Source organism: Prevotella sp. khp7 (assembly GCF_900109055.1).
Taxonomy (GTDB): Bacteria; Bacteroidota; Bacteroidia; order Bacteroidales; family Bacteroidaceae; genus Prevotella.
Genome location: NZ_FOIV01000001.1, coordinates 668093 through 689637, shown reverse-complemented (window position 1 = coordinate 689637; position 21545 = coordinate 668093). Strand labels below are relative to the sequence as shown.

Below are 21545 nucleotides of genomic sequence, written 5' to 3'. Positions count from 1 at the left end.
ACAGAAAAGATAATGCAGAATTTCAATGATAAAGTTGCTGCTCTCCGTAAGCATCATGAGGAGCTGTTGAGTCGTAGAAACGAACCCTTGGAGTGGGGCAACGGCATATATGACAAGTATAAGTATCCCGTAGTGACTGCTGCCCATATACCCTTGGAGTGGAAGTACGACTTCAACGAGAAAGATAACCCCTATCTGATGCAGCGCATCATGTGTAACGCAACACTGAACTCTGGCGCCATTAAATGGAATGGTAAGTATCTGCTCATCGTTCGTGTTGAGGGTGCCGACCGAAAGAGCTACTTCGCTGTGGCTGAGAGTCCTAATGGCATTGACAATTTCCGTTTCTGGGAAGAGCCTATCACAATGCCTGACGACGTGATTCCTGCCACCAACATCTATGATATGCGTATCACACAACATGAGGATGGCTGGATTTATGGTGTGTTCTGTGCAGAGCGTCATGACGACTCGCAGCCTGGTAATCTCAGTGCTGCCACTGCTACGGCAGGTATCGCTCGCACCAAGGACTTGAAGACCTGGTATCGTCTGCCAGACCTGAAAACCAAAAGTCAGCAGCGCAACGTGGTGCTTCACCCTGAGTTCGTAGACGGAAAGTATGCTTTCTACACACGTCCTCAGGACGGATTTATCGACACTGGTAGTGGTGGCGGTATAGGGTGGGCACTGGTAGACGACATCACTAATGCAGAGGTGAAAGACGAGAAGATTATCAATGCCCGTCACTATCATACCATCACTGAGGTGAAAAACGGCGAAGGTCCGCACCCCATTAAGACACCCAAGGGCTGGCTCCATCTGGCTCATGGCGTGCGTGCTACGGCCGATGGCCTGCGCTATGTGCTCTATATGTATATGACTGCGCTCGAAGACCCCACAAAGGTAATAGCTCAGCCTGGCGGCTATTTCCTCGTGCCTGAGGGTGATGAGTATCTGGGCGATGTGATGAACGTAGCCTTTGCCAATGGTTGGATAGCCGATGAAGACGGCAAGGTGTTCATTTATTACGCATCGGCCGACACCCGTATGCATGTGGCTACGTCGACCATCGATAAGCTCATCGACTACTGCATGAATACGCCAGAAGACGGCCTTACCACAGCAGCCAGTGTTGAGACCATCAAACGCTTGATAGCAAAAAATAAAAACTTAAAATAATATGGCTACACTAAAAGAAAAGATCGGTTACGCCTTGGGCGATGCTGCTGCTGGAGGTATCACATGGAAAATTATGTCGATAGCCTTTCCACTGTTTTTTACAAATGTGTTCGGATTGACGTTTGCTGACGCTGCTACACTGATGCTGATAGCACGTATGTTCGATGTGGTGACAGACCCGTTGATGGGCTCGCTTGCCGACCGTACGCAGAGTCGTTGGGGCACTTATCGTCCATGGCTGATATTCGGTGCCATCCCATTCGGACTGGTGTTTGCACTCTTGCTTTATACCCCTGAATTTGGACTGACGGGTAAACGCATCTGGGCTTACAGCCTGTATCTGCTGATGATGGCTATGTATACGGCTGTGAACGTGCCTTACGGATCGCTGTTGGGTGTAATGACCGACGATGACAATGAGAAGAACCAGTTCTCGAGTTTCCGTATGGTGGGTGCCTATGCTATGGGATTCATTACCCTACTGTCGTTCCCGTATCTACAGCGGTTGGTGGGTGGCACAGAGCAGCATCAGTATGCCGTTCTGGGCGCTTTCTTCGGCTTTATCGCCGCCGCTGGTACGTTGGCTTGCGGATTCCTGACAAAGGAACGGCTGAAGCCCATACGCGCAGAGAAATTCTCGTTCAAGCAGTTTGGCGATCTTTTTAAGAATAAGCCTTGGATTATATTGACGTTGATAGGCATCTGTACCAACTTCTTCAATGGATTCCGCTATGCCGTAGCCGGTTATCTGTTGGAGTATTGTCTGCATGGTGATGTGACGGTAAGCGGACTGATTATCAATTACACAGTGTTTATGACCTTTGGTGAACTGACTTGTATGATTTTCGGCGGTGTGTCGCCAAAGTTCACACAGATCATCGGTTCAAAGCGTAAGGCTTTTATGGCGGCGGCCCTCATTTGTGTAATCTTTTCGGTAGCATTCTTCTTTGTGCCGATGGACCCAAGTTATATCTGGGTGATGGTGGCATTGGTGATACTTACGTCAATAGGCATCGGACTCTATTCGCCTCTGTTGTGGAGTATGTATGCCGATGTGGCCGATTATGCTACAGAGAAGAATGGAACATCATCGACAGGACTGATATTCTCGTCAGGTACGATGGCGCAGAAATTTGGTACCGCCATTTCTGGCTCGCTGGTGGCCCTCTTCTTGGGATTGGCTGGTGCAAGTATGATTACAGATGACATGGGTAATACGATGGTTGACCCTGCTTCAATCACAGAGTCGGTGCTTGCCATGGTGTGGTCGCTCTTCTCGCTGTTCCCAGCCATCATCGCTGGACTGATTGTTGTTCTTACCTGGATCTATCCTATTAAAAAATGAGCGGGCACGTAGAAACAATGAAGCAAGAGATGCAGGATGTTTTGGAAAAGAACATCCTGCGCTTTTGGCTCGATAAAATGGTCGACCATGAGAATGGAGGCTTCTATGGACGTATCGACGGCAGTGGGGTGCTCCATCCTAAGGCAGAGAAAGGCGCCATCCTCAACGCCCGTATTCTATGGTCGTTTTCTGCTGCTTATCGCGTGCTGGCCAATCCGGAGTATCTGGAGGCTGCCACTCGTGCAAAGGACTATATCATCGACCACTTTATCGATAAGGAGTATGGTGGCGTTTACTGGAGCCTCGACTATAAGGGTAATCCCCTTGATACCAAGAAGCAGTTCTATGCTATCGGTTTTGTCATCTATGCGCTAACGGAGTATACAAGGGCTACGGGTGATAGGGAGACGCTGGACTATGCACTCCAACTCTATGACTGCATAGAAGAACACGCCTTGGATCGCGAGCATAACGGCTATATTGAAGCTTGTACGCGAGAGTGGGAAGAAATTGCAGATATGCGACTCTCAGAGCTCGACGCCAACTATCCTAAGTCGCAGAACACCCATCTGCACATTATCGAGCCCTATACAAATCTGCTGAGGTGTCTTAAAGAAATGCGTGCTCAGGAATCGTGCGACTATGTACCAGTCATCGGATCGGTACTTCCTGTGGGGATTAGTGTTCCTCAGGAAACCATTGTCGGTGTAGAAGCCTCGCTGCGCAACCTGATTAATATCTTTACTGATAATATCCTGAACCCTGAGACCCATCATCTCGATTTGTTCTTTGAGATGGATTGGACGCGAGGCGCTGGTCATCTGGAGAGCTATGGACATGACATTGAATGTTCGTGGCTGCTGCATGAGGCTGCGCTGGTATTGGGCGACCAGAAAGTGCTGCAGAAAGTGGAGCAGGTGGTGCGTGAAGTGGCGAAAGCTTCAGAAAAGGGCTTGCGGCCAGATGGCTCGATGATTCATGAGGCCAATCTGGATACAGGCCATGTTGACGATGATCTGCATTGGTGGGTGCAGGCCGAAAACGTGGTGGGTTGGTTTAACCTCTATCAGTATTTTGGCGATGAGCAGGCCTTAGAGCGTGCCGTACGCTGTTGGGAGTATATCAAGACTCAACTGATTGACTGGGACAATGGGGAGTGGCACTGGAGCCGTCATTCCGATGGTACGTTGAATACCGTTGATGATAAGGCCGGTTTCTGGAAGTGCCCTTACCATAACAGCCGTATGTGTTTGGAAATTATAGAACGTTTAAAGGAAATATGAAAAAACTATTACTATTTATTACAATGACAATGTGTCTGTCGGCTCAGCTACAGGCGCAGACAAAATTTAACGAGCGTCCGAAGCTCGTAGTGGGAATTATGGTAGACCAGATGCGTTGGGACTATCTGGGCAGGTATTATGATCAGTTTGGTGATGACGGACTGAAGCGTCTGATTAATAAGGGATATAGCTGTGACAACTGTCTGATTAACTACATCCCTACCATAACAGCCATCGGTCATACCTCAGCCTATACAGGCACAACGCCAGCTTTCCATGGCATCTGTGGTAATGACTTCCAGATTGATGGAGTGCCCGTTTATTGTACCGATGATAAGTCTGTAGATCCTGTAGGTTCTGACAATCGCAAGAAAGGATGTATGTCGCCCAAGAACCTGTTGGCATCGACGATTGGCGATCAGATCAGGTTGCATACAGACTTTAAGTCGAAGGTGATAGGCGTGTCATATAAAGACCGTGCAGCTATTCTCCCTGCCGGTAGAAGTGCCAACGGTGCTTATTGGCTTGACACGGAAAACGGACAGTTCATCACAAGTACCTATTATCGTACGGAACTTCCTGATTGGGCAAAGAGCTATAATCTTGAACTGAAGAAAAACAAGGAACTCCAGAAGGTGGGCAAACAGGTAGGCTTATATCCTCTATGCGGACATATCACCACTGATATGGCTATCGCGGCTTTGAAGGGTGAATCTCTTGGTAAGGGCGAGGCCACTGATATGCTTTGTGTCAGCTTCTCGCAGACCGATGTTATCGGACATGAGTGGAGTACTCGAGGCGAACATACGGACGAGGCCTATATTGAACTCGACAAAGATATCGCACGATTACTGAAGGCATTGGACGACCAAGTGGGCGAGGGAAACTATCTGCTTTTCCTTTCTGCTGATCATGGCGCAGCTCATAATTTCCAGTTTATGATTGACCATAAGCTTGGAGGCGGCGCATGGAAGTGGTCGGATGAGATAGCTCCTCAGTTGGAAAAAGAACTGAAAGAGAAACTGAATACTGACCTGAAGGTTATTTCTTCAGTGTTGGCATATCGCATCTATCTCAATAAGAAGTATATTGCTGAACAGGGTCTTGACGAGGCTAAGGTCCGCAAGACGATTGTTGACTTCCTGAAGACTGCTCCCCATGTGCAGTTTGTGGCCGACTTCGAACATGTTCAGAATGCCGCCATCCCTGATCTGATTCGTTATCGTGCATTGATGGGCTATCATCCTCGTCGCTCTGGTGATATCTTTGTTGTTCCTGAGCCAGGATGGTATGAGTTCAGCAGATGGTCGTCGCCAGTGGGAACAACTCATGGTGAATGGAACCCCTATGATGCCCATATCCCCCTGTTGTTCTATGGATGGAACGTGAAGCATGGCGCTACCAGTCGTGAGGTGCATATCACCGACATCGCTCCAACGATATGTCAGAAGCTCCATATTCAGCAACCAAATGCTTGTGTCGGAGAAGCAATCACCGAAGTAATCGACGACTGAATATACAATAATTAACGATTTTTTTATAAATATTCGTTAGTTTTACAACTATAATTAGTACCTTTGCAGCTGAAAAGCCGTGAAGGTACTTTCATTTTTGCCCTAACTGCTTAAGAACGAGAACGATATTGTTATAACATTATAAATTATTTATGAACTTTACTTTGTTAATTACCGTTTTATTGACGGCTTTGACATTGGTGGCGGGGGCTTACGTTGTCGCTAAGTTGATTGGTCCGCGATCTTATGCAAAGGTAAAGGGTGAACCTTATGAGTGTGGTATTCCCACACGAGGGTCCAGCTGGTTGCCTATTAGTGTGGGATTCTACCTGTTCGCCATCCTGTTCCTGATGTTTGACGTGGAGACAGTATTCCTGTACCCGTGGGCTGTGGTTGTGAAGGAGTTCGGTGCTATGGCATTGCTGAGCATTGGTTTCTTCTTAGTAGTTCTGGTTTTAGGCTTGGCATATGCCTGGCGGAAAGGAGACTTGGAATGGAAGTAAGAAAGCCTCACATCAAAAGCATCCCCTACGAGGAGTGGAATGACAATGCTTCGTTAGAGAAGATTATCGACCAGCTCCATGAGGGTGGTGTCAATGTCCTGACGGGTTCGCTCGATCAGCTGATAAACTGGGGACGTAGTAACTCACTATGGTCGCTTACCTTTGCAACCTCTTGTTGTGGTATTGAGTTCATGGCCTGCGGATGCGCCCGTTATGACTTCGCCCGCTTCGGTTTCGAGGTTACGCGTAACTCTCCCCGTCAGGCCGACCTGATTATGTGCGCAGGAACGATTACACACAAGATGGCTCCGCTGCTGAAGCGCCTGTACGATGAGATGGCAGAGCCCAAGTATGTGATTGCCGTAGGTGGCTGTGCTATCAGCGGTGGCCCATTCAAGTCGAGCTATCATGTAGTAAAGGGTATCGAGGAAATTGTGCCCGTTGACGTGTTTATCCCAGGTTGTCCTCCGCGTCCAGAGGCTATCATGTACGGCATGATGCAGCTGCAGCGTAAGGTGAAGATTGAGAAATTCTTTGGAGGCGCCAATCACAAACAGACCAAGGAAGAGCGTGAACTCGGTGTTTCTAACGAGGAACTTACATTCCGCAATAAGTTAGGCGATCATCGCCGTGAGCCGATGGTTATAACGGATGTACCCCAGGAGTTTGTTGAAGAGATCAAGTCTGCACAGACGGAAACTAAAGTAGAGGAGGGCAAGGCATGAAATTAGAATTCTTATCATTCGATTTTGACAAGTTCGCCTCAGAGATGCAGAACTTGAAGGAGAAGAAGCATTTTGACTATCTGATTACCATTGTTGGTGAAGATTTTGGCGAGGAAGGCCTTGGCTGTATCTATATCTTAGAGAATACTACAACCCATGAACGTTGTAGTGTTAAGATGCTGGCTAAGACTCAGAAAGAAACTCCATATATTCCTACGGTTTCTAATATCTGGCATGTGGCTGACTTGCTGGAGCGTGAGGTTTACGACTTCTTCGGTATCGTGTTCCTCGGTCATCCAGACATGCGTCGTCTGTTCCTTCGTAGCGACTTCAAAGGATATCCCTTCCGTAAGGATTGGAAATTCGATGATTCTTATACGCTTGATGACGATAACGAGCCTGATTACGGTCTGGAGTATTATCTTGACAAGGATGGTGTTCTCCAGTCTAAGCAGAATAAGCTCTTCGGTCCTGATGCCTATGTTGTGAACATAGGTCCTCAGCATCCTTCTACCCACGGTGTGCTTCGTCTGCAGACTGTGCTTGAGGGTGAGACGGTGAAGCGTGTTTATCCACATCTCGGCTATATCCATCGTGGTATCGAGAAGATGTGTGAGTCGATGACTTATCCTCAGACTCTGGCTCTGACCGATCGCTTGAACTACCTTTCTGCTATGATGCATCGTCATGCTTTGGTGGGCGTCATCGAGGAAGGTATGGGTGTAGAACTTACCGATCGCATCAAGTATATCCGTACTATCATGGACGAGTTGCAGCGTCTTGACAGTCACTTACTGTATGTTGGCTGCTGTGCTCAGGATATGGGTGCTCTGACAGCATTCCTCTATTCAATGCGTGACCGTGAGCACGTGCTCAACGCGATGGAGGAGACCACAGGTGGTCGCCTGATTCAGAACTATTACCGCATTGGTGGCTTGCAGGATGATATCGATCCGAACTTCGTGAAGAACGTGAAGGACCTTATCAAATATATGAAGCCCATCATTCAGGAGTATGTTGATGTGTTTGGTGATAATATTATCACACACAACCGTTTCGAGAAGGTTGGTCCTATGTCAATGGAAGACTGTATCTCTTACGCTGTTACAGGTCCTGCCGGACGTGCTTCTGGTTGGAAGAACGACGTGCGTAAGAATCATCCTTACGATATGTATGACAAGGTTGAGTGGGATCAGATAACAATGACAGGTTGTGATACGATGGATCGTTACACTTGTCATATTCAGGAGATGTACCAGAGCTTGCGTATCATTGAGCAGCTCATCGACAACATTCCTGAGGGTGATTTCTACGTGAAGCAGAAGCCTATTATCAAGGTACCTGAGGGACAGTGGTATTTCGCTGTTGAGGGTGCAAGCGGTGAATTCGGTGTATATCTTGATTCTCGTGGCGATAAGAGCCCGTATCGTCTGAAGATGCGACCCATGGGTCTCTCACTGACTGGTGCGCTCGATCCGATGCTGCGTGGTCAGAAGATTGCCGACCTTGTAGCTACAGGTGCTGCTATTGACTTTGTAATTCCTGATATTGACAGATAAAAGCGAAGGATTATGTTTGATTTTAGTATTGTTACACAATGGTTCGACGCTCTCCTGAGAGATACGTTTGGATTAGGAGATTTTCTGTCGATATTGATTGAGTGCGTGCTGGTGGGTGCTGGCATTCTGGCCGGATATGCCCTGCTTGCAATCGCATTGATATTCATGGAGCGTAAAGTGTGTGCCTACTTCCAGTGCCGTCTTGGCCCGATGCGAGTAGGTTACTGGGGCTTGCTTCAGGTGTTTGCCGACGTATTTAAGATGCTCATTAAGGAGATCTTCATCGTCGACCGTGCTGATAAGCTGCTTTATATCGTTGCTCCTATCCTTGTGATTTTCGGTTCTGTTGGCGCTTTCTCTTTCCTGCCTTGGAATAATGGTGCTACGGTGCTCGATTTCAATGTGGGTGTGTTCCTGCTCACAGCCATCTCTTCGATTGGCGTAGTAGGTATCTTCCTTGCAGGATGGGGCTCAAATAACAAGTATTCTGTTGTTTCGGCTATGCGTGGTGCTGTGCAGATGATTTCTTACGAGATGTCGCTCTGCCTCTGTCTGATTACTGCTGTGATTCTGACAGGTACAATGCAGATGAGTGGTATCGTTGAGGCACAGACTGGTCCTTGGCGCTGGTTAATCTTCCAAGGACATATTCCTGCCATCATTGCCTTCCTCGTTTTCCTCGTAGCAGGTAATGCTGAGGCTAACCGTGGTCCGTTCGATATGGCGGAGGCTGAGAGTGAGTTGACCGCCGGTCATCATACAGAGTACTCTGGTATGGGCTTTGGCTTCTTCTATCTCGCAGAGTTCCTCAACCTCTTTATCATCGCTGGTATTGCCGCTACCGTATTCCTTGGTGGCTGGGCTCCCGTTAACATCGGTATAGATGCCTTCGACGAGGTGATGAACTATATCCCAGGTATTGTCTGGTTCTTGGGTAAGGCCTTCTTCCTGGTTTGGATTCTGATGTGGATTAAGTGGACGTTCCCTCGTCTGCGTATCGACCAGATTCTGAAACTTGAGTGGAAGTATCTCATGCCGCTGGCTCTGCTCAATCTTGTGATTATGACTGTAGTAGTAGCTCTTGGCTTATATATTAAATAAGGTATAGCAATGGAAGATAATAAATCATATTTCGGAGAAATCGGACATGCTGTCAAGACTTTGGCTACTGGCATGAAGATTACTTGGAAGGAATATTTCAAGGATTTCTTCACCAACAAGTCAACTGAGCAGTATCCCGAGAACCGCAAGACCACACTTCATGTGGCAAAGCGTCATCGTGGTCGCTTGACTTTCAAGCGCAACGAGGACGGCAGCTACAAGTGTACGGCTTGCACATTGTGTGAGAAGGCCTGTCCTAATGGAACCATCAAGATTACCGCTCACATGGAGGAAGATCCTGAGACAGGCAAGAAAAAGAAGGTGCTCGATGATTATCTGTACGATCTGGGCGACTGTATGTTCTGTCAGCTCTGTACTAATGCCTGCAACTTCGACGCAATTGAGTTTACAAACGATTTCGAGAACGCTGTGTTTGATCGCAGTAAGCTGGTACTTCACCTGAACAAGGAGGTTTACAAGGGTGGTTCACTGCCTAACCTGATTGATGGTGGCGCTCCTCTCGAGGTTGGTAAGTTTAATACTAAAACTAAGTAACGCCGTATGGGAAATATAGTAATGTTTTGCATTCTTGCGGTTGTCATTGTGGCTTCAGCGCTGCTTTGCGTGACAACTACTAAGATTATGCGAGCCGCAACCTATATGTTGTTCGTGCTCTTTGGTGTGGCAGGTATCTATTTTCTGCTTGACTATACATTCCTGGGGGCCGCTCAGATCTCTGTCTATGCCGGTGGCGTTACGATGATCTATGTGTTCGCTATCCAGTTGGTGAGCAAGCGTACTCTTCAGGGACTTGAGGAGAGAGTTAAGTCTGGCAAGATGATAGGTGGAGCACTGGCAGCCTTTGCAGGCTTGGTAGTGGTTAGCCTGATTTTGCTGAAGACTGGCTTCTATACTCAGGAGATTGCCAATGTAGAGGTGCCGATGAAGGAAATCGGTATGGCACTCGTTGGTTCAGAGAAGTATCAGTATGTACTGCCTTTCGAGTTCATCTCAGTATTCCTGCTGGCATGTATCATCGGAGGTTTGGTTGTAGCAAGAAAGGAGGATAAGCAATGATACCTGTTGAATGTTATTTCGCACTTAGTGCTCTGTTGTTCTTTATCGGTGTCTATGGTTTCGTCACTCGTCGTAACCTGATTGCCATGCTCATTTCTGTCGAGTTGGTACTTAATGCCGTTGATATCAATTTTGCCGCCATCAACCGCCTTCTCTATCCCAATGGAATGGAGGGTATGTTCATGACGCTCTTTGTGATTGGTGTTGCAGCCGCAGAGTCGGCTGTGGCTATTGCCATCATCATCAATGTGTATCGCAACTTCAAGAGCGATAGTGTTGATGCTATTCAGAATATGAAACGATAGTAAAGTAAAAAAGTAAAAAGGTAAAGAATATGTTCGAATACACATTATTTATCATGCTTCTGCCGTTGCTGTCGTTCATCGTTCTTGGACTGGCTGGCATGAAGATGCAACATAAAGTTGCCGGACTTATCGGCACTTGTTCACTGGCTATAGTGACAATTCTGTCTTACCTCACAGCGTTCCAGTACTTCACTGCTGATCGTGTGGAGGGTGTCTATCAGACAATTGTCCCCTATAACTTCACTTGGTTGCCTCTGGGCAATCTGCACTTCGACCTCGGTATTCTGTTGGATCCTATCAGCGTAATGATGCTGATTGTTATCTCTACGGTTTCACTGATGGTTCATATCTACTCATTCGGCTACATGCATGGTGAGAAGGGATTTCAGCGTTATTACGCTTTCCTCTCTCTCTTCACGATGTCTATGTTGGGCTTGGTATTAGCTACCAACATCTTCCAGATGTATATGTTCTGGGAGTTGGTAGGTGTAAGCTCATACCTGCTCATCGGTTTCTACTACCCTCTGAAGCCCGCTATTGCTGCTTCTAAGAAGGCATTCATCGTGACGCGTTTTGCCGATATGTTCTTCCTCATTGGTATTCTGACCTTTGGTTATTTTACCGATTCATTCAGCTTCTGGTTTGCCGATCAGGGTACCGATATCGTAATGGGCGCTGGTTCAACTCCGTTCATCCCTGGTAACATGCTGAAGGCTGTTACTGCCGGTGGACTTATCATCCCTACAGCTCTCACGCTGATGTTCATTGGTGGTGCCGGTAAGAGTGCCATGTTCCCGTTGCACATCTGGTTGCCAGATGCCATGGAAGGTCCTACACCTGTTTCTGCGCTCATCCATGCTGCTACGATGGTGGTAGCTGGTGTGTTCCAGATTGCCCGTATGTTCCCTCTCTGGCTTCAGTACGCCCCCGAGGCTCTGAGCATCGTGGTATGGGTGGGTGTGTTCACCGCTTTCTATGCTGCTGCTGTGGCTTGTGCCCAGAGCGATATCAAGCGTGTGCTGGCCTTCTCGACAATCTCTCAGATTGCTTTCATGATGGTGGCACTCGGTGTATGTCTTGTAGGTCACGAGCGTATGTGGGACAATCACGCACAGCTTGGTTTCATGGCTGGTATGTTTCATTTGTTTACTCACGCCATGTTCAAGGCTTGCTTGTTCCTTGGTGCTGGTTGTATCATCCATGCCGTTCACTCAAATGAGATGGCTTTCATGGGTGGTCTCCGCAAGTACATGCCGATTACGCATATCACGTTCCTCATCTCTTGTCTGGCCATCGCCGGTATTCCATTCTTCTCTGGTTTCAGTTCAAAGGATGAGATTATCACTGCCTGCATGCACTACAGTCCTGTTGTAGGATGGATCATGACAGGCATTGCAGCAATGACTGCTTTCTATATGTTCCGTCTGTACTACGGCATCTTCTGGGGAACAGAGAATAAGGAGGCCCATGAGCATCATACTCCTCATGAGGCTCCGCTCACAATGACCATTCCTCTGATTGTGCTTTGTGTGATTACTGTTGGTGTTGGTGTTTACACCACGCTTGGTGGTTTCCTCGGATGGGGCGGCTCTTTCGGCAGTTTCGTTACTGCAAGCGGTGAGGAGTACACCATTCACTTCGATCCACAGATCGCAGCTACATCTACGATTATTGCCATCTTGAGCATTTGTCTGGCCACCTATATCTATAAAGGTGAAACCCAGCCAATTGCCGATCGACTGTATAAGACGTTCCCCAAGTTGCATCGTGCAGCCTACAAGCGTTTCTATCAGGACGAGATATGGCAGTATGTAACACATCGAATTATCTTCCGTTGCGTCAGCACGCCTATCGCTTGGTTCGACCGTCATGTCGTTGATGGTACATTCAACTTCCTGGCATGGGGTGCCAACGAGGCTGGTGAGAGTATCCGTCCTTGGCAGAGTGGCGATGTCCGTCAGTATGCCGTATGGTTCCTTACTGGTACGGTTGCATTAACATTAATCCTTTTATGCATCTAAAGATATGAGTATATTAACATTATTCGTAGTAATCCCCGCTCTGATGTTGCTTTGCCTCTGGTTGGCAAAGAACCTCAATCAGGTGCGTGGCGTGATGGTGACGGGTGCCAGCTGCCTGTTGGCCCTCTCTATCTGGCTGACGATCTATTTCGTTCAGGAGCGTGCTGCAGGTAATACGGCTGAGATGCTGCTTACTTATAGTGTGCCCTGGTTCAAGCCTCTTAATATTGCCTATTCTGTAGGTGTCGATGGCATTTCTGTTGTCATGCTGCTGTTGTCGAGTATCATTGTGTTCACTGGCACATTTGCTTCATGGCAGCTGAAGCCCATGACAAAGGAGTATTTCCTTTGGTTCACACTCCTTTCAACGGGTGTATATGGTTTCTTCATTTCAACAGACCTCTTCACCATGTTCATGTTCTATGAGGTGGCTCTGATTCCCATGTATCTGCTGATTGGCGTATGGGGTAGTGGTCGTAAGGAGTATTCGGCCATGAAGCTTACGCTGATGCTGATGGGAGGTTCAGCCCTGTTGATTCTCGGACTGCTGGGTATCTATTATTTCAACGGTCTCTACAGTGGCGAATACACCTTTGAGCTCACCAAGATTGCCGCTGCCCATAAGATTCCGAGCGACATCCAGAACGTGTTCTTCCCCTTCATCTTCATTGGTTTCGGTGTGCTGGGCGCCCTGTTCCCATTCCACACATGGAGCCCCGACGGTCATGCCTCAGCGCCTACCGCCGTGTCTATGCTCCATGCCGGTGTGTTGATGAAGCTCGGAGGCTATGGTTGCTTCCGTGTAGCTATGTACCTGTTGCCTGATGCTGCTCAGGATCTCTCTTGGATCTTCCTCATCCTGACTACAATCTCTGTAGTCTATGGTGCCTTGAGTGCTTGCGTTCAGACCGACTTGAAGTATATCAATGCTTACTCTTCAGTGTCACACTGTGGTCTGGTGCTCTTCGCCCTGCTGATGATGAGTCAGACGGCTGTAACCGGTGCTGTGCTCCAGATGCTGTCTCACGGTCTGATGACGGCTCTCTTCTTCGCCCTCATCGGTATGATCTACGGTCGTACCCACACTCGTGACATCCGTGAGCTGGCTGGTCTCATGAAGATTATGCCTTTCCTCGCTGTTGGTTATGTGATTGCCGGTCTGGCCAACCTCGGTCTTCCCGGTTTCTCTGGCTTCATTGCTGAGATGAGCATCTTCGTTGGCGCATTCACTGCCCATCCGATGGATGGCGATCCCAACACATCGTTCCGCATGGTGGCTACCATCATCGCTTGTACGTCGATTGTCGTAACGGCAGTCTACATCCTGCGTGTTGTCGGTAAGATTCTGTATGGCGAGGTAGAGAACAAGCACTTCCTCGAGCTCACCGATGCTACATGGGATGAGCGCGTCGCAGTGATCTGCCTTATCTTCTGTGTGGCTGGTCTCGGTTGTATGCCGTTCTTCTTCAGCGATATGATTTCGCCTGCGGCAGGCAGCATACTTCATTCAATTGGTGTCATGTAAAAGTTAGGAGGACTTAAGATATGAATTACGGACAATTCTTAAATATGATGCCTGAGGCATTACTCGTTCTCTGGCTTTTGATAGTGTTTGTGGCCGACTTCAGTCTGATGAAGAGCGAGCGTAAGGTCAGTGTGCTTGGTAAGCTGACAGCTACCCTGTTGCTGTGTCAGACCATCCTGATGTTCGGCATCCAGCCCTCTGAGGCCTTCGGCGGACTCTATGTGTCGTCGGCAGCCGTGAATGTTATGAAGACCATCCTGGCCTTTGGTACGTTTATCGTTGTGATGATGGCCCAGTCGTGGGTTGAGACCCGTAAGCACTTGGCTGGTGAGTTCTACATGTTGATTCTCGCCACCCTGCTCGGTATGTATGTCATGATGTCGAGTGGCAACTTCCTGCTGTTCTTCCTTGGTCTTGAGACTGCCTCTGTGCCTCTGGCATGTATGGTGGCCTTCGATAAGGATCGTAAGAATTCAGCCGAAGGAGCTGCCAAGTACATCCTTGTGGCTACTTTCTCAAGTGGTGTGATGCTGTTTGGTATCTCGTTCATCTATGCCGCTACAGGTACGCTCTACTTCGATGATGTCGCAGCAGTGATTACTGCCAAGCCTCTCACCATCATGGGTCTGGCATTCTTCTTCAGTGGTCTTGGCTTCAAGATCTCACTCGTGCCTTTCCACTTCTGGACGGCCGATACCTATCAGGGTGCTCCAACCCCTGTTACCGGTTATCTGAGTGTTATCTCCAAGGGTGCTGCTGCCATCACACTGTGCACCATCCTTATGAAAGTGTTCCAGCCCATGGTAGAGTATTGGGATTACATGCTCTATGTAGTCATCGTTCTCTCTATTACCGTGGCCAACCTGTTTGCCATCCGTCAGAGCGAACTCAAGCGCTTCATGGCGTTCAGCTCTATCTCGCAGGCCGGTTATATCATGCTTGCCGTGGTTGGTAACAATCAGTTGGGCATCGCTGCACTTACTTACTATGTACTTGTTTACATCGTAGCCAACATGGCAGTCTTCACCGTTATCAACGTAGTGGAGCGCAACAACGAAGGTCGCACCGATATGGCTGCCTATAACGGATTCTACCAGACAAACCCCAAGCTCTCGTTCCTCATGACCTTGGCGCTGTTCTCTCTGGCAGGTATTCCTCCGTTCGCAGGTATGTTCTCGAAGTTCTTCGTGTTTATGGCTGGTGTCCAGAACGGTGAGCCCTTGGCTTACTTCGTAGTATTCATCGCCTTGGTCAACACAGTAGTGTCACTCTACTACTACCTGCTGATTGTGAAGGCTATGTACATCACGAAGACCGACACTCCGCTGCCAACGTTCCAGAGCGACGTTAACACGAAGATGGCCCTCGCCATCTGTACTGCAGGCATCGCCCTCTTCGGCGTTGTAAGCTGCATCTACGAGTGGATCGCTGCCGCTGGCATGTAAAGAAATAATGCTTAAAAAGCGCCTCCCGCTTTGCTCAATCTAGAGCTGCGGGAGGCGCTTTTGTTGGTTAAAACCGATAGGAAACGGGTTTCTCGTAATGAAACTATGGGTTGTATTACGACAAACTTAGGGTTTCATTACGACAAACCCAGGACCTTTTCAGATAAAACAAGTTGTTTTATCTTGGTTCAGATAGTCTCTAAAGGTATTGCAGATTGTCTCTTCGGGTACAAAACAACTTGTTTTGTACCCGAAGATGACGTCTTAACGAAGGAGGGAAATTGTCTTTTTCCGTAAAGGGCACGTTATCAGAGACTTACGAAAACGGTCCAAAACTCGCATATTTGCGACCATTGGACCGTTTGCTGACTACGGCGCGATTCTCACGAGACCGTTTGTAAACAATATTTGCAACCCTTTCTGAATAGCTTATTTCAACACGTTCTTAAGGAACTTGGGGGTGTAACCCTTCTTGCTCTTGGCCACTTGTTCTGGAGTGCCAGTGCTGAGAATCTGACCTCCCTTGCGGCCGCCCTCAGGACCGATGTCGATAATCCAGTCGGCCAACTTGATGACGTCGAGGTTATGCTCAATGATGACGACGGTGTTTCCACGGTCTACGAGCTTATTGAGCACATCCATCAGGATGCGGATATCCTCGAAGTGCAGGCCTGTAGTCGGTTCGTCGAGTATGTAGAGCGTCTTACCCGTATCTTTCTTGGAGAGTTCGGTTGCCAGTTTCACACGCTGGCTCTCGCCACCGGATAGGGTGGTGGACGACTGTCCCAGCTTGATGTAACCCAGACCTACATCCTGAATGGTCTTGATCTTACGCAGGATATCGGGTACGTTCTCAAAGAACTCTACAGCCTGGTTGATGGTCATGTCGAGTACGTCGGCAATAGACTTTCCCTTGTAGCGCACCTCTAAGGTCTCGCGGTTGTAGCGCTTGCCGTGACATTCCTCGCAGGGCACTTGGATGTCGGGCAGGAAGTTCATCTCGATGGTCTTGTAACCATTACCGCCGCACGTCTCACAGCGTCCGCCTTTCACGTTGAACGAGAAGCGGCCCGGCTTGTAGCCTCTGATCTTGGCCTCGGGCAGGTTGACGAAAAGTGAACGGATATCAGAGAACACACCAGTATAAGTGGCGGGATTTGAACGGGGTGTTCGTCCGATAGGCGACTGGTCGACATCGACCACCTTGTCTATATATTCCAGTCCTTCGATACTCTCGTAGGGCATCGGTGCTTTCAGCGAACGATAGAAGTGCTTTGACAGGATGGGCTGGAGGGTCTCGTTGATGAGCGTCGACTTACCGCTACCGCTGACACCTGTTACGAGGATGAGTTTGCCCAAAGGAAACTCAACGTCTACGTGCTTCAGGTTGTTGCCCGTGCAGCCGCGCAGGACGAGACTGTGTCCGTTGCCCTTGCGCCGCTCTTCCGGAATGGCGATCTTTTGCTGGCCGTTCAGATACTGTGCTGTAATGGTGTTGGTCTGCAACATCTCTTTGGGTGTGCCCTGGAACACCACCTCGCCGCCTTTTCTTCCGGCGCGTGGACCGATGTCTACGATATAGTCGGCATTGAGCATCATGTCTTCGTCGTGCTCTACTACAATCACTGTGTTGCCCAGATCGCGCAACTCCTTGAGCGACTTAATGAGCCGTTCATTGTCGCGCTGATGCAGTCCGATGCTGGGCTCGTCGAGAATATAGAGCACGTTGACGAGCTGTGAGCCAATCTGCGTGGCCAGGCGTATGCGCTGACTCTCACCACCCGAGAGCGAGGCCGACTGACGGTTCAGGGCCAGATAGTCGAGTCCCACCTCAAGCAGGAAGTCGAGTCGGGTGCGTATCTCTTTCAGAATCTCGTGGGCTATCTGCTGCTGATGATGGTCAAGGTGGCTTTCTACCTCGTCTAACCATTCGCGCAGTTCGTTGATATCCATCGAGGCCAGCTGGCTGATGTTCTTGTCCCATACCTTATATGAAAGCGCCTCGCGGTTGAGTCGCTGCCCGTGACATTCAGGACACTCGCACTCTGCCAGAAACTGGTCGGCCCATTTCTGTCCGGCAGCGGAATCATCGTTCTCCATGACATTGCGCAGATATTTGATGATACCATCGAAAGAGATGAAGTAGTCGCTCGAGGTGTGAACCAGTTCCTTGTCAATACGTACATTCTCGAGTGAGCCATAGAGCACTTCCTGCATGGCGTCGTCGGGGATGTCCTGAATAGGGGTCTTGAGGTTGCACTCATACTTCTTGAGGATGGATTCCACCTGCCAGAAGATCATCTGGTTCTTGTATTTCCCTAGGGGAACGATGCCACCGTCGTGGATGTTCATCTTCTTGTCGGGCATCACTTTCTCAAGGTCGATCTGGTTGATTGTACCAAGGCCCTTGCAATAAGGACATGCACCTTGGGGAGAATTGAACGAGAAGTTGTTGGGTGCGGGATCGCTATAGCTGATACCGGTAGTGGGGCACATCAGGCGTTTGGAGAAATGCTTAATGGCTCCCGTTTCCTTATCGAGAATGAGTATCAGACCTTCGCCCTGCTTCATGGCTATCTGTACAGATTTCTTGAGTCGCTCCTCATCCTTGGGCGATACGGCCAGCTTGTCGATGACCACCTCAATGTCGTGGTTCTTATATCGATCCACCTTCATGCCACGGGTAATCTCCATGATTTCACCATCAACACGGATATTCAGATAGCCCTTGCGGCGCATGGCCTCAAAGAGTTCACGATAGTGTCCCTTACGGCTGCGAACTAGGGGGGCGAGGATGAAGATCTTCTTACCCGCATAGTCGTTCAGTATCATGTCGAGCACTTTCTCCTCGGTATATTTCACCATCTCCTCGCCAGTGGCATAGCTATAGGCTTTTCCGGCTCGGGCATAGAGCAGTCGCATGTAGTCGTAGATCTCAGTGGTCGTACCTACTGTAGAGCGCGGATTCTTGTTGGTGGTCTTCTGCTCGATGCTGATAACAGGCGACAGACCGGTTATCTTATCCACATCGGGGCGTTCCATGCCACCGAGAAAATTTCGGGCATAGGCCGAGAAAGTCTCGATATAGCGTCGTTGACCCTCGGCAAAGATAGTGTCGAAAGCCAGTGAAGACTTGCCGCTGCCACTGAGACCGGTAATCACGGCCAGCGAATTGCGCGGAATCTCCACATCGATATTCTTCAGGTTGTGTACACGAGCTCCGTATACGTTTATCTTATCGTCTTCTCTCTTCATTTCTTACTTCTCACTATTGATAAAGCCTCTTAGCAGATTCACATCTTTACGGATGTTGTACGTCTTGCCGTCTACACCTTTCGCCTTGGCGAGTACGAAGTATACACCCTCTTTCACATTCTTGCCGTTGTAGGTGCCGTCCCAGCCCTCAGCAGGGTCGGTCCACTCATAGAGCTTCTGTCCCCCTCTATTAAAGATGTATGCATGGAACTCTGCCAGTCCCTGTTGCTCTTTGGCCTTGTAGATATCATTGATTCCGTCGCCGTTTGGCGAGAAGGCATTGGGGAATGTCAGCTTGCTCTCACTGGCATTAGGTATGTCATCCTGTGCTTGAACGAGAAGCGGTAGAAACGCCATCAAGGCGACTGAAAGAATGTGTTTTATTCTCATTTTTATCTGCATTATCGTGCAAAGATACGAAATAATTTGTATATATCACAATTATTATGTACTTTTGTAGGCGAAAATTGCTAATTTCGAAGTTTATGACACGACTATTAAGATCTTCATTGCTTGTAATAGCACTCTTCTTGGCTGTAGGCATTGCTTCTGCCCAGGTTACTGATTCTATCCGTGGCTTGCATAAGGTTAAGAAGAAGGAAACCATCTTCGGTATCTCCCGGATGTACGACATCACCATAGATGAGTTGATAGAGGCAAACCCGGATATGAAGGCTCCTGGCTATGAACTGAAGAAAGGAGTAGTGCTCAGGATTCCTTATGCGGCAGGTCAGGCAAAGCCCGCAAAACCAATAGCCGAGGTCAAGGCTTCTGCCGACGATGTGCGTAATCGCGCCATCCGTCTGGGTGTGATGCTGCCGCTGCACGACATCAATGGTGATGGCAAGCGGATGATAGAATATTATCGTGGTGTGTTGATGGCATGTGACAGTGTGAAGAAACTGGGTATCTCTGTGGATGTTCATGCCTGGAATACCCCAGAGGACTGGGATATCCGTCAGACTTTGCTCGACGAGGCTGCCGCCAAGTGCGACTTGATTATCGGTCCGCTATATTCCAAACAGATGGATGCACTGTCGGCCTTTGTTGCAAAGCATGACATAAAGCTGGTGATTCCTTTCTCAATCAATGCGCCCCAACTGAATGACAACCGTCATATCTTCCAGATTTATCAGACACAGGCCGAGATTAACGAGGCTTCGGTAAATCTGTTTGTCGACCAGTTCAAAGGTTTCCATACGGTAATCATCGACTGTAACGACTCTACTAGTAAGAAGGGACCTTTTACCGCAGGTGTGCGCCGCCAGCTGGAACAGCGCGGGCTGGAGTATTCTGTGACTAGTCTGAAGTCGGGAGAAGATGATTTCTCAAAAGCGTTTAGCCGTAAGAAGTCGAATGTGGTGATACTCAATACCGCTCGCTCTCAGGAGTTGGGCGTCGCCTTCTCGAAGATTGACGGACTGAAAGTGGTTAGTCCAGAACTAAATATCACGATGTTCGGCTATACAGAGTGGTTGATGTACAATCGTTCGTACTTGGAGAATTTCTATAAGTATAATACTTATATACCATCAACGTTCAACTATAACCCGTTGACTCCATCAACTCAACGAATAGAACAGAATTATCGCAAGAACTTCCATTCGGATATGCAGAACCGTTTGCCACGATTAGGTATTACGGGTTTTGATCAGGCATATTTCTTCCTGCGTGGACTCCATAAGTATGGTAAGACATTCAATGGCGCTGCAGGTATGCTGGGCTATGAGCCGGTGCAGACACCATTGAAGTTTGAGCGTTATGGCAATGGCGGGCTTCGCAACAGGTCTATTGTGTTGGTTCACTATGCCCCCAGCCATAAGATAGAAACTATCAAGTTTTGAAAAGTAAAAAGAAAATAAGTAGATGAGAAATGTGATGAAAGGGTTCCTATGCTGTGTGGTAAAGGCCGTACCTTTATACTTTCTTACCCTTTTACCCTTAAATACATCGGCTCAGGTAGGTGAGTATCGTACTGATTTCGCTATAGGTGTGAACGGTGGTTATGTGTTGAGTAACGTAGCTTTTGTACCAAAGGTTCCCCAGTCTATGTTTGGTGGTGTCACAGGTGGTATATCGGCACGTTACACTTGTGAGAAGTATTTCAGTAGTATATGCGCCGTAACGGCCGAGGTTAACTATGCGCAGATAGGTTGGAAGGAGAATATTCTCACGATGAATGATCAGCCAGTGCCGCTGCATACTGATCCCTCACAGAATCTCAGTTTTTCAAGGAAGATGACCTACGTACAGGTGCCTTTGCTGGCTCGCTTGGGATGGGGACGTGAACGTAACGGCTTTCAGGGTTTCATCCATCTGGGTCCGCAGATAGGTTTCTATCTCAACGATAAGACGGAGAGTAATTTCGATGTGCGTGATCCTGCCTTCAACCCTAATATATCAGAGCAGGGCTATTTCGGACCGGAGTATCAGTATGCCAATGTTCGTGCCAACCATGTGGTGGCTCAGGATACAATGGCTGTGGAGAATAAGTTCGACTATGGTATTGCCGTCGGTGCTGGAGTGGAGTATAGTAACCCTCATTTGGGACATTTCGTGATTGAAGGCCGTTACTATTACGGTCTGGGTAACATCTACGGTTCAACAAAGCGTGACTATTTTGGCCGTTCTAATTTCGGCAATATCGTCATTAAGTGTACCTACCTGTTTGATATCATTAAAACCAAAAATTCTAAAATAAAATAACT

At 48.3% G+C, this 21545-nt stretch carries 17 protein-coding genes and 1 pseudogene; 16 read left to right on the top strand and 2 right to left on the bottom strand.

Annotated elements, in window-relative coordinates:
• The first annotated feature begins 12 nt into the window (after positions 1–12).
• The 14 genes from BMX82_RS03010 to BMX82_RS02945 all read left to right on the top strand — a co-directional run bounded on the left by BMX82_RS03010 (position 13) and on the right by BMX82_RS02945 (position 15582).
• Entirely contained in the window at positions 13–1179 is a 1167-nt protein-coding gene (locus BMX82_RS03010; protein WP_036913127.1) for a glycoside hydrolase family 130 protein, read from the top strand.
• 1 nt (position 1180) lies between these two features.
• Complete coding sequence (locus BMX82_RS03005; RefSeq protein WP_036913124.1) at positions 1181–2524, top strand: MFS transporter; 1344 nt, start codon at positions 1181–1183, stop codon at positions 2522–2524.
• A 17-nt stretch (positions 2525–2541) separates the two neighbouring features.
• Positions 2542–3807 (top strand): AGE family epimerase/isomerase, encoded by a 1266-nt coding sequence (locus BMX82_RS03000; RefSeq protein WP_317039578.1) that lies wholly within the window; start codon positions 2542–2544, stop codon positions 3805–3807.
• Positions 3804–5321: an alkaline phosphatase family protein gene (locus BMX82_RS02995; RefSeq protein ID WP_091765923.1), complete on the top strand. Its 1518-nt coding sequence runs from the start codon at positions 3804–3806 to the stop codon at positions 5319–5321. The genes BMX82_RS03000 and BMX82_RS02995 overlap by 4 nt, the downstream gene beginning before the upstream one ends.
• Before the next feature lie 152 nt (positions 5322–5473).
• Complete coding sequence (locus tag BMX82_RS02990) at positions 5474–5824, top strand: NADH-quinone oxidoreductase subunit A (protein WP_036913119.1); 351 nt, start codon at positions 5474–5476, stop codon at positions 5822–5824.
• Positions 5815–6549, top strand: a complete 735-nt coding sequence (locus tag BMX82_RS02985) for an NADH-quinone oxidoreductase subunit B (RefSeq protein WP_036913117.1) — start codon at positions 5815–5817, stop codon at positions 6547–6549. The genes BMX82_RS02990 and BMX82_RS02985 overlap by 10 nt, the downstream gene beginning before the upstream one ends.
• Positions 6546–8108: an NADH-quinone oxidoreductase subunit D-related protein gene (locus BMX82_RS02980; protein WP_036913114.1), complete on the top strand. Its 1563-nt coding sequence runs from the start codon at positions 6546–6548 to the stop codon at positions 8106–8108. Before BMX82_RS02985 ends, BMX82_RS02980 begins: the two co-directional genes overlap by 4 nt.
• Positions 8109–8120: 12 nt before the next feature.
• The gene (gene nuoH, locus BMX82_RS02975) at positions 8121–9209 is read left to right on the top strand and encodes an NADH-quinone oxidoreductase subunit NuoH (RefSeq protein ID WP_036913111.1); all 1089 of its coding nucleotides are present in this window, start codon (positions 8121–8123) and stop codon (positions 9207–9209) included.
• 9 nt (positions 9210–9218) lie between these two features.
• On the top strand, positions 9219–9764 hold the full coding sequence (locus BMX82_RS02970; RefSeq protein ID WP_036913109.1) for a 4Fe-4S dicluster domain-containing protein: 546 nt from the start codon (positions 9219–9221) through the stop codon (positions 9762–9764).
• A gap of 6 nt (positions 9765–9770) precedes the next feature.
• Positions 9771–10286, top strand: coding sequence for an NADH-quinone oxidoreductase subunit J family protein (locus BMX82_RS02965; protein WP_091765920.1), 516 nt, complete (start codon positions 9771–9773; stop codon positions 10284–10286).
• Entirely contained in the window at positions 10283–10591 is a 309-nt protein-coding gene (gene nuoK / locus BMX82_RS02960; protein ID WP_036913104.1) for an NADH-quinone oxidoreductase subunit NuoK, read from the top strand. The genes BMX82_RS02965 and nuoK overlap by 4 nt, the downstream gene beginning before the upstream one ends.
• A gap of 29 nt (positions 10592–10620) precedes the next feature.
• Positions 10621–12612, top strand: coding sequence for an NADH-quinone oxidoreductase subunit L (nuoL, locus tag BMX82_RS02955; protein WP_091765917.1), 1992 nt, complete (start codon positions 10621–10623; stop codon positions 12610–12612).
• Positions 12613–12616: 4 nt separating this feature from the next.
• Positions 12617–14137: a complex I subunit 4 family protein gene (locus tag BMX82_RS02950; protein WP_036913097.1), complete on the top strand. Its 1521-nt coding sequence runs from the start codon at positions 12617–12619 to the stop codon at positions 14135–14137.
• A 20-nt stretch (positions 14138–14157) separates the two neighbouring features.
• Positions 14158–15582, top strand: coding sequence for an NADH-quinone oxidoreductase subunit N (locus BMX82_RS02945; RefSeq protein WP_091765914.1), 1425 nt, complete (start codon positions 14158–14160; stop codon positions 15580–15582).
• 429 nt (positions 15583–16011) lie between these two features.
• On the opposite strand, the gene uvrA is transcribed toward BMX82_RS02945, so the two are convergent.
• Both uvrA and BMX82_RS02935 read right to left on the bottom strand, forming a co-directional pair.
• Complete coding sequence (uvrA, locus tag BMX82_RS02940) at positions 16012–18837, bottom strand: excinuclease ABC subunit UvrA (protein WP_091765910.1); 2826 nt, start codon at positions 18835–18837, stop codon at positions 16012–16014.
• Between the two features lie 3 nt (positions 18838–18840).
• Positions 18841–19143 (bottom strand): annotated as a pseudogene (locus BMX82_RS02935) (gliding motility-associated C-terminal domain-containing protein); the annotation flags it as partial.
• Between the two features lie 179 nt (positions 19144–19322).
• Here BMX82_RS02935 and BMX82_RS02930 point away from each other — a divergent pair.
• The gene (locus BMX82_RS02930; RefSeq protein ID WP_036913086.1) at positions 19323–20681 is read left to right on the top strand and encodes a PBP1 and LysM peptidoglycan-binding domain-containing protein; all 1359 of its coding nucleotides are present in this window, start codon (positions 19323–19325) and stop codon (positions 20679–20681) included.
• A gap of 22 nt (positions 20682–20703) precedes the next feature.
• Complete coding sequence (locus BMX82_RS02925) at positions 20704–21543, top strand: porin family protein (RefSeq protein WP_255396536.1); 840 nt, start codon at positions 20704–20706, stop codon at positions 21541–21543.
• The last annotated feature ends 2 nt before the right edge of the window (positions 21544–21545 follow it).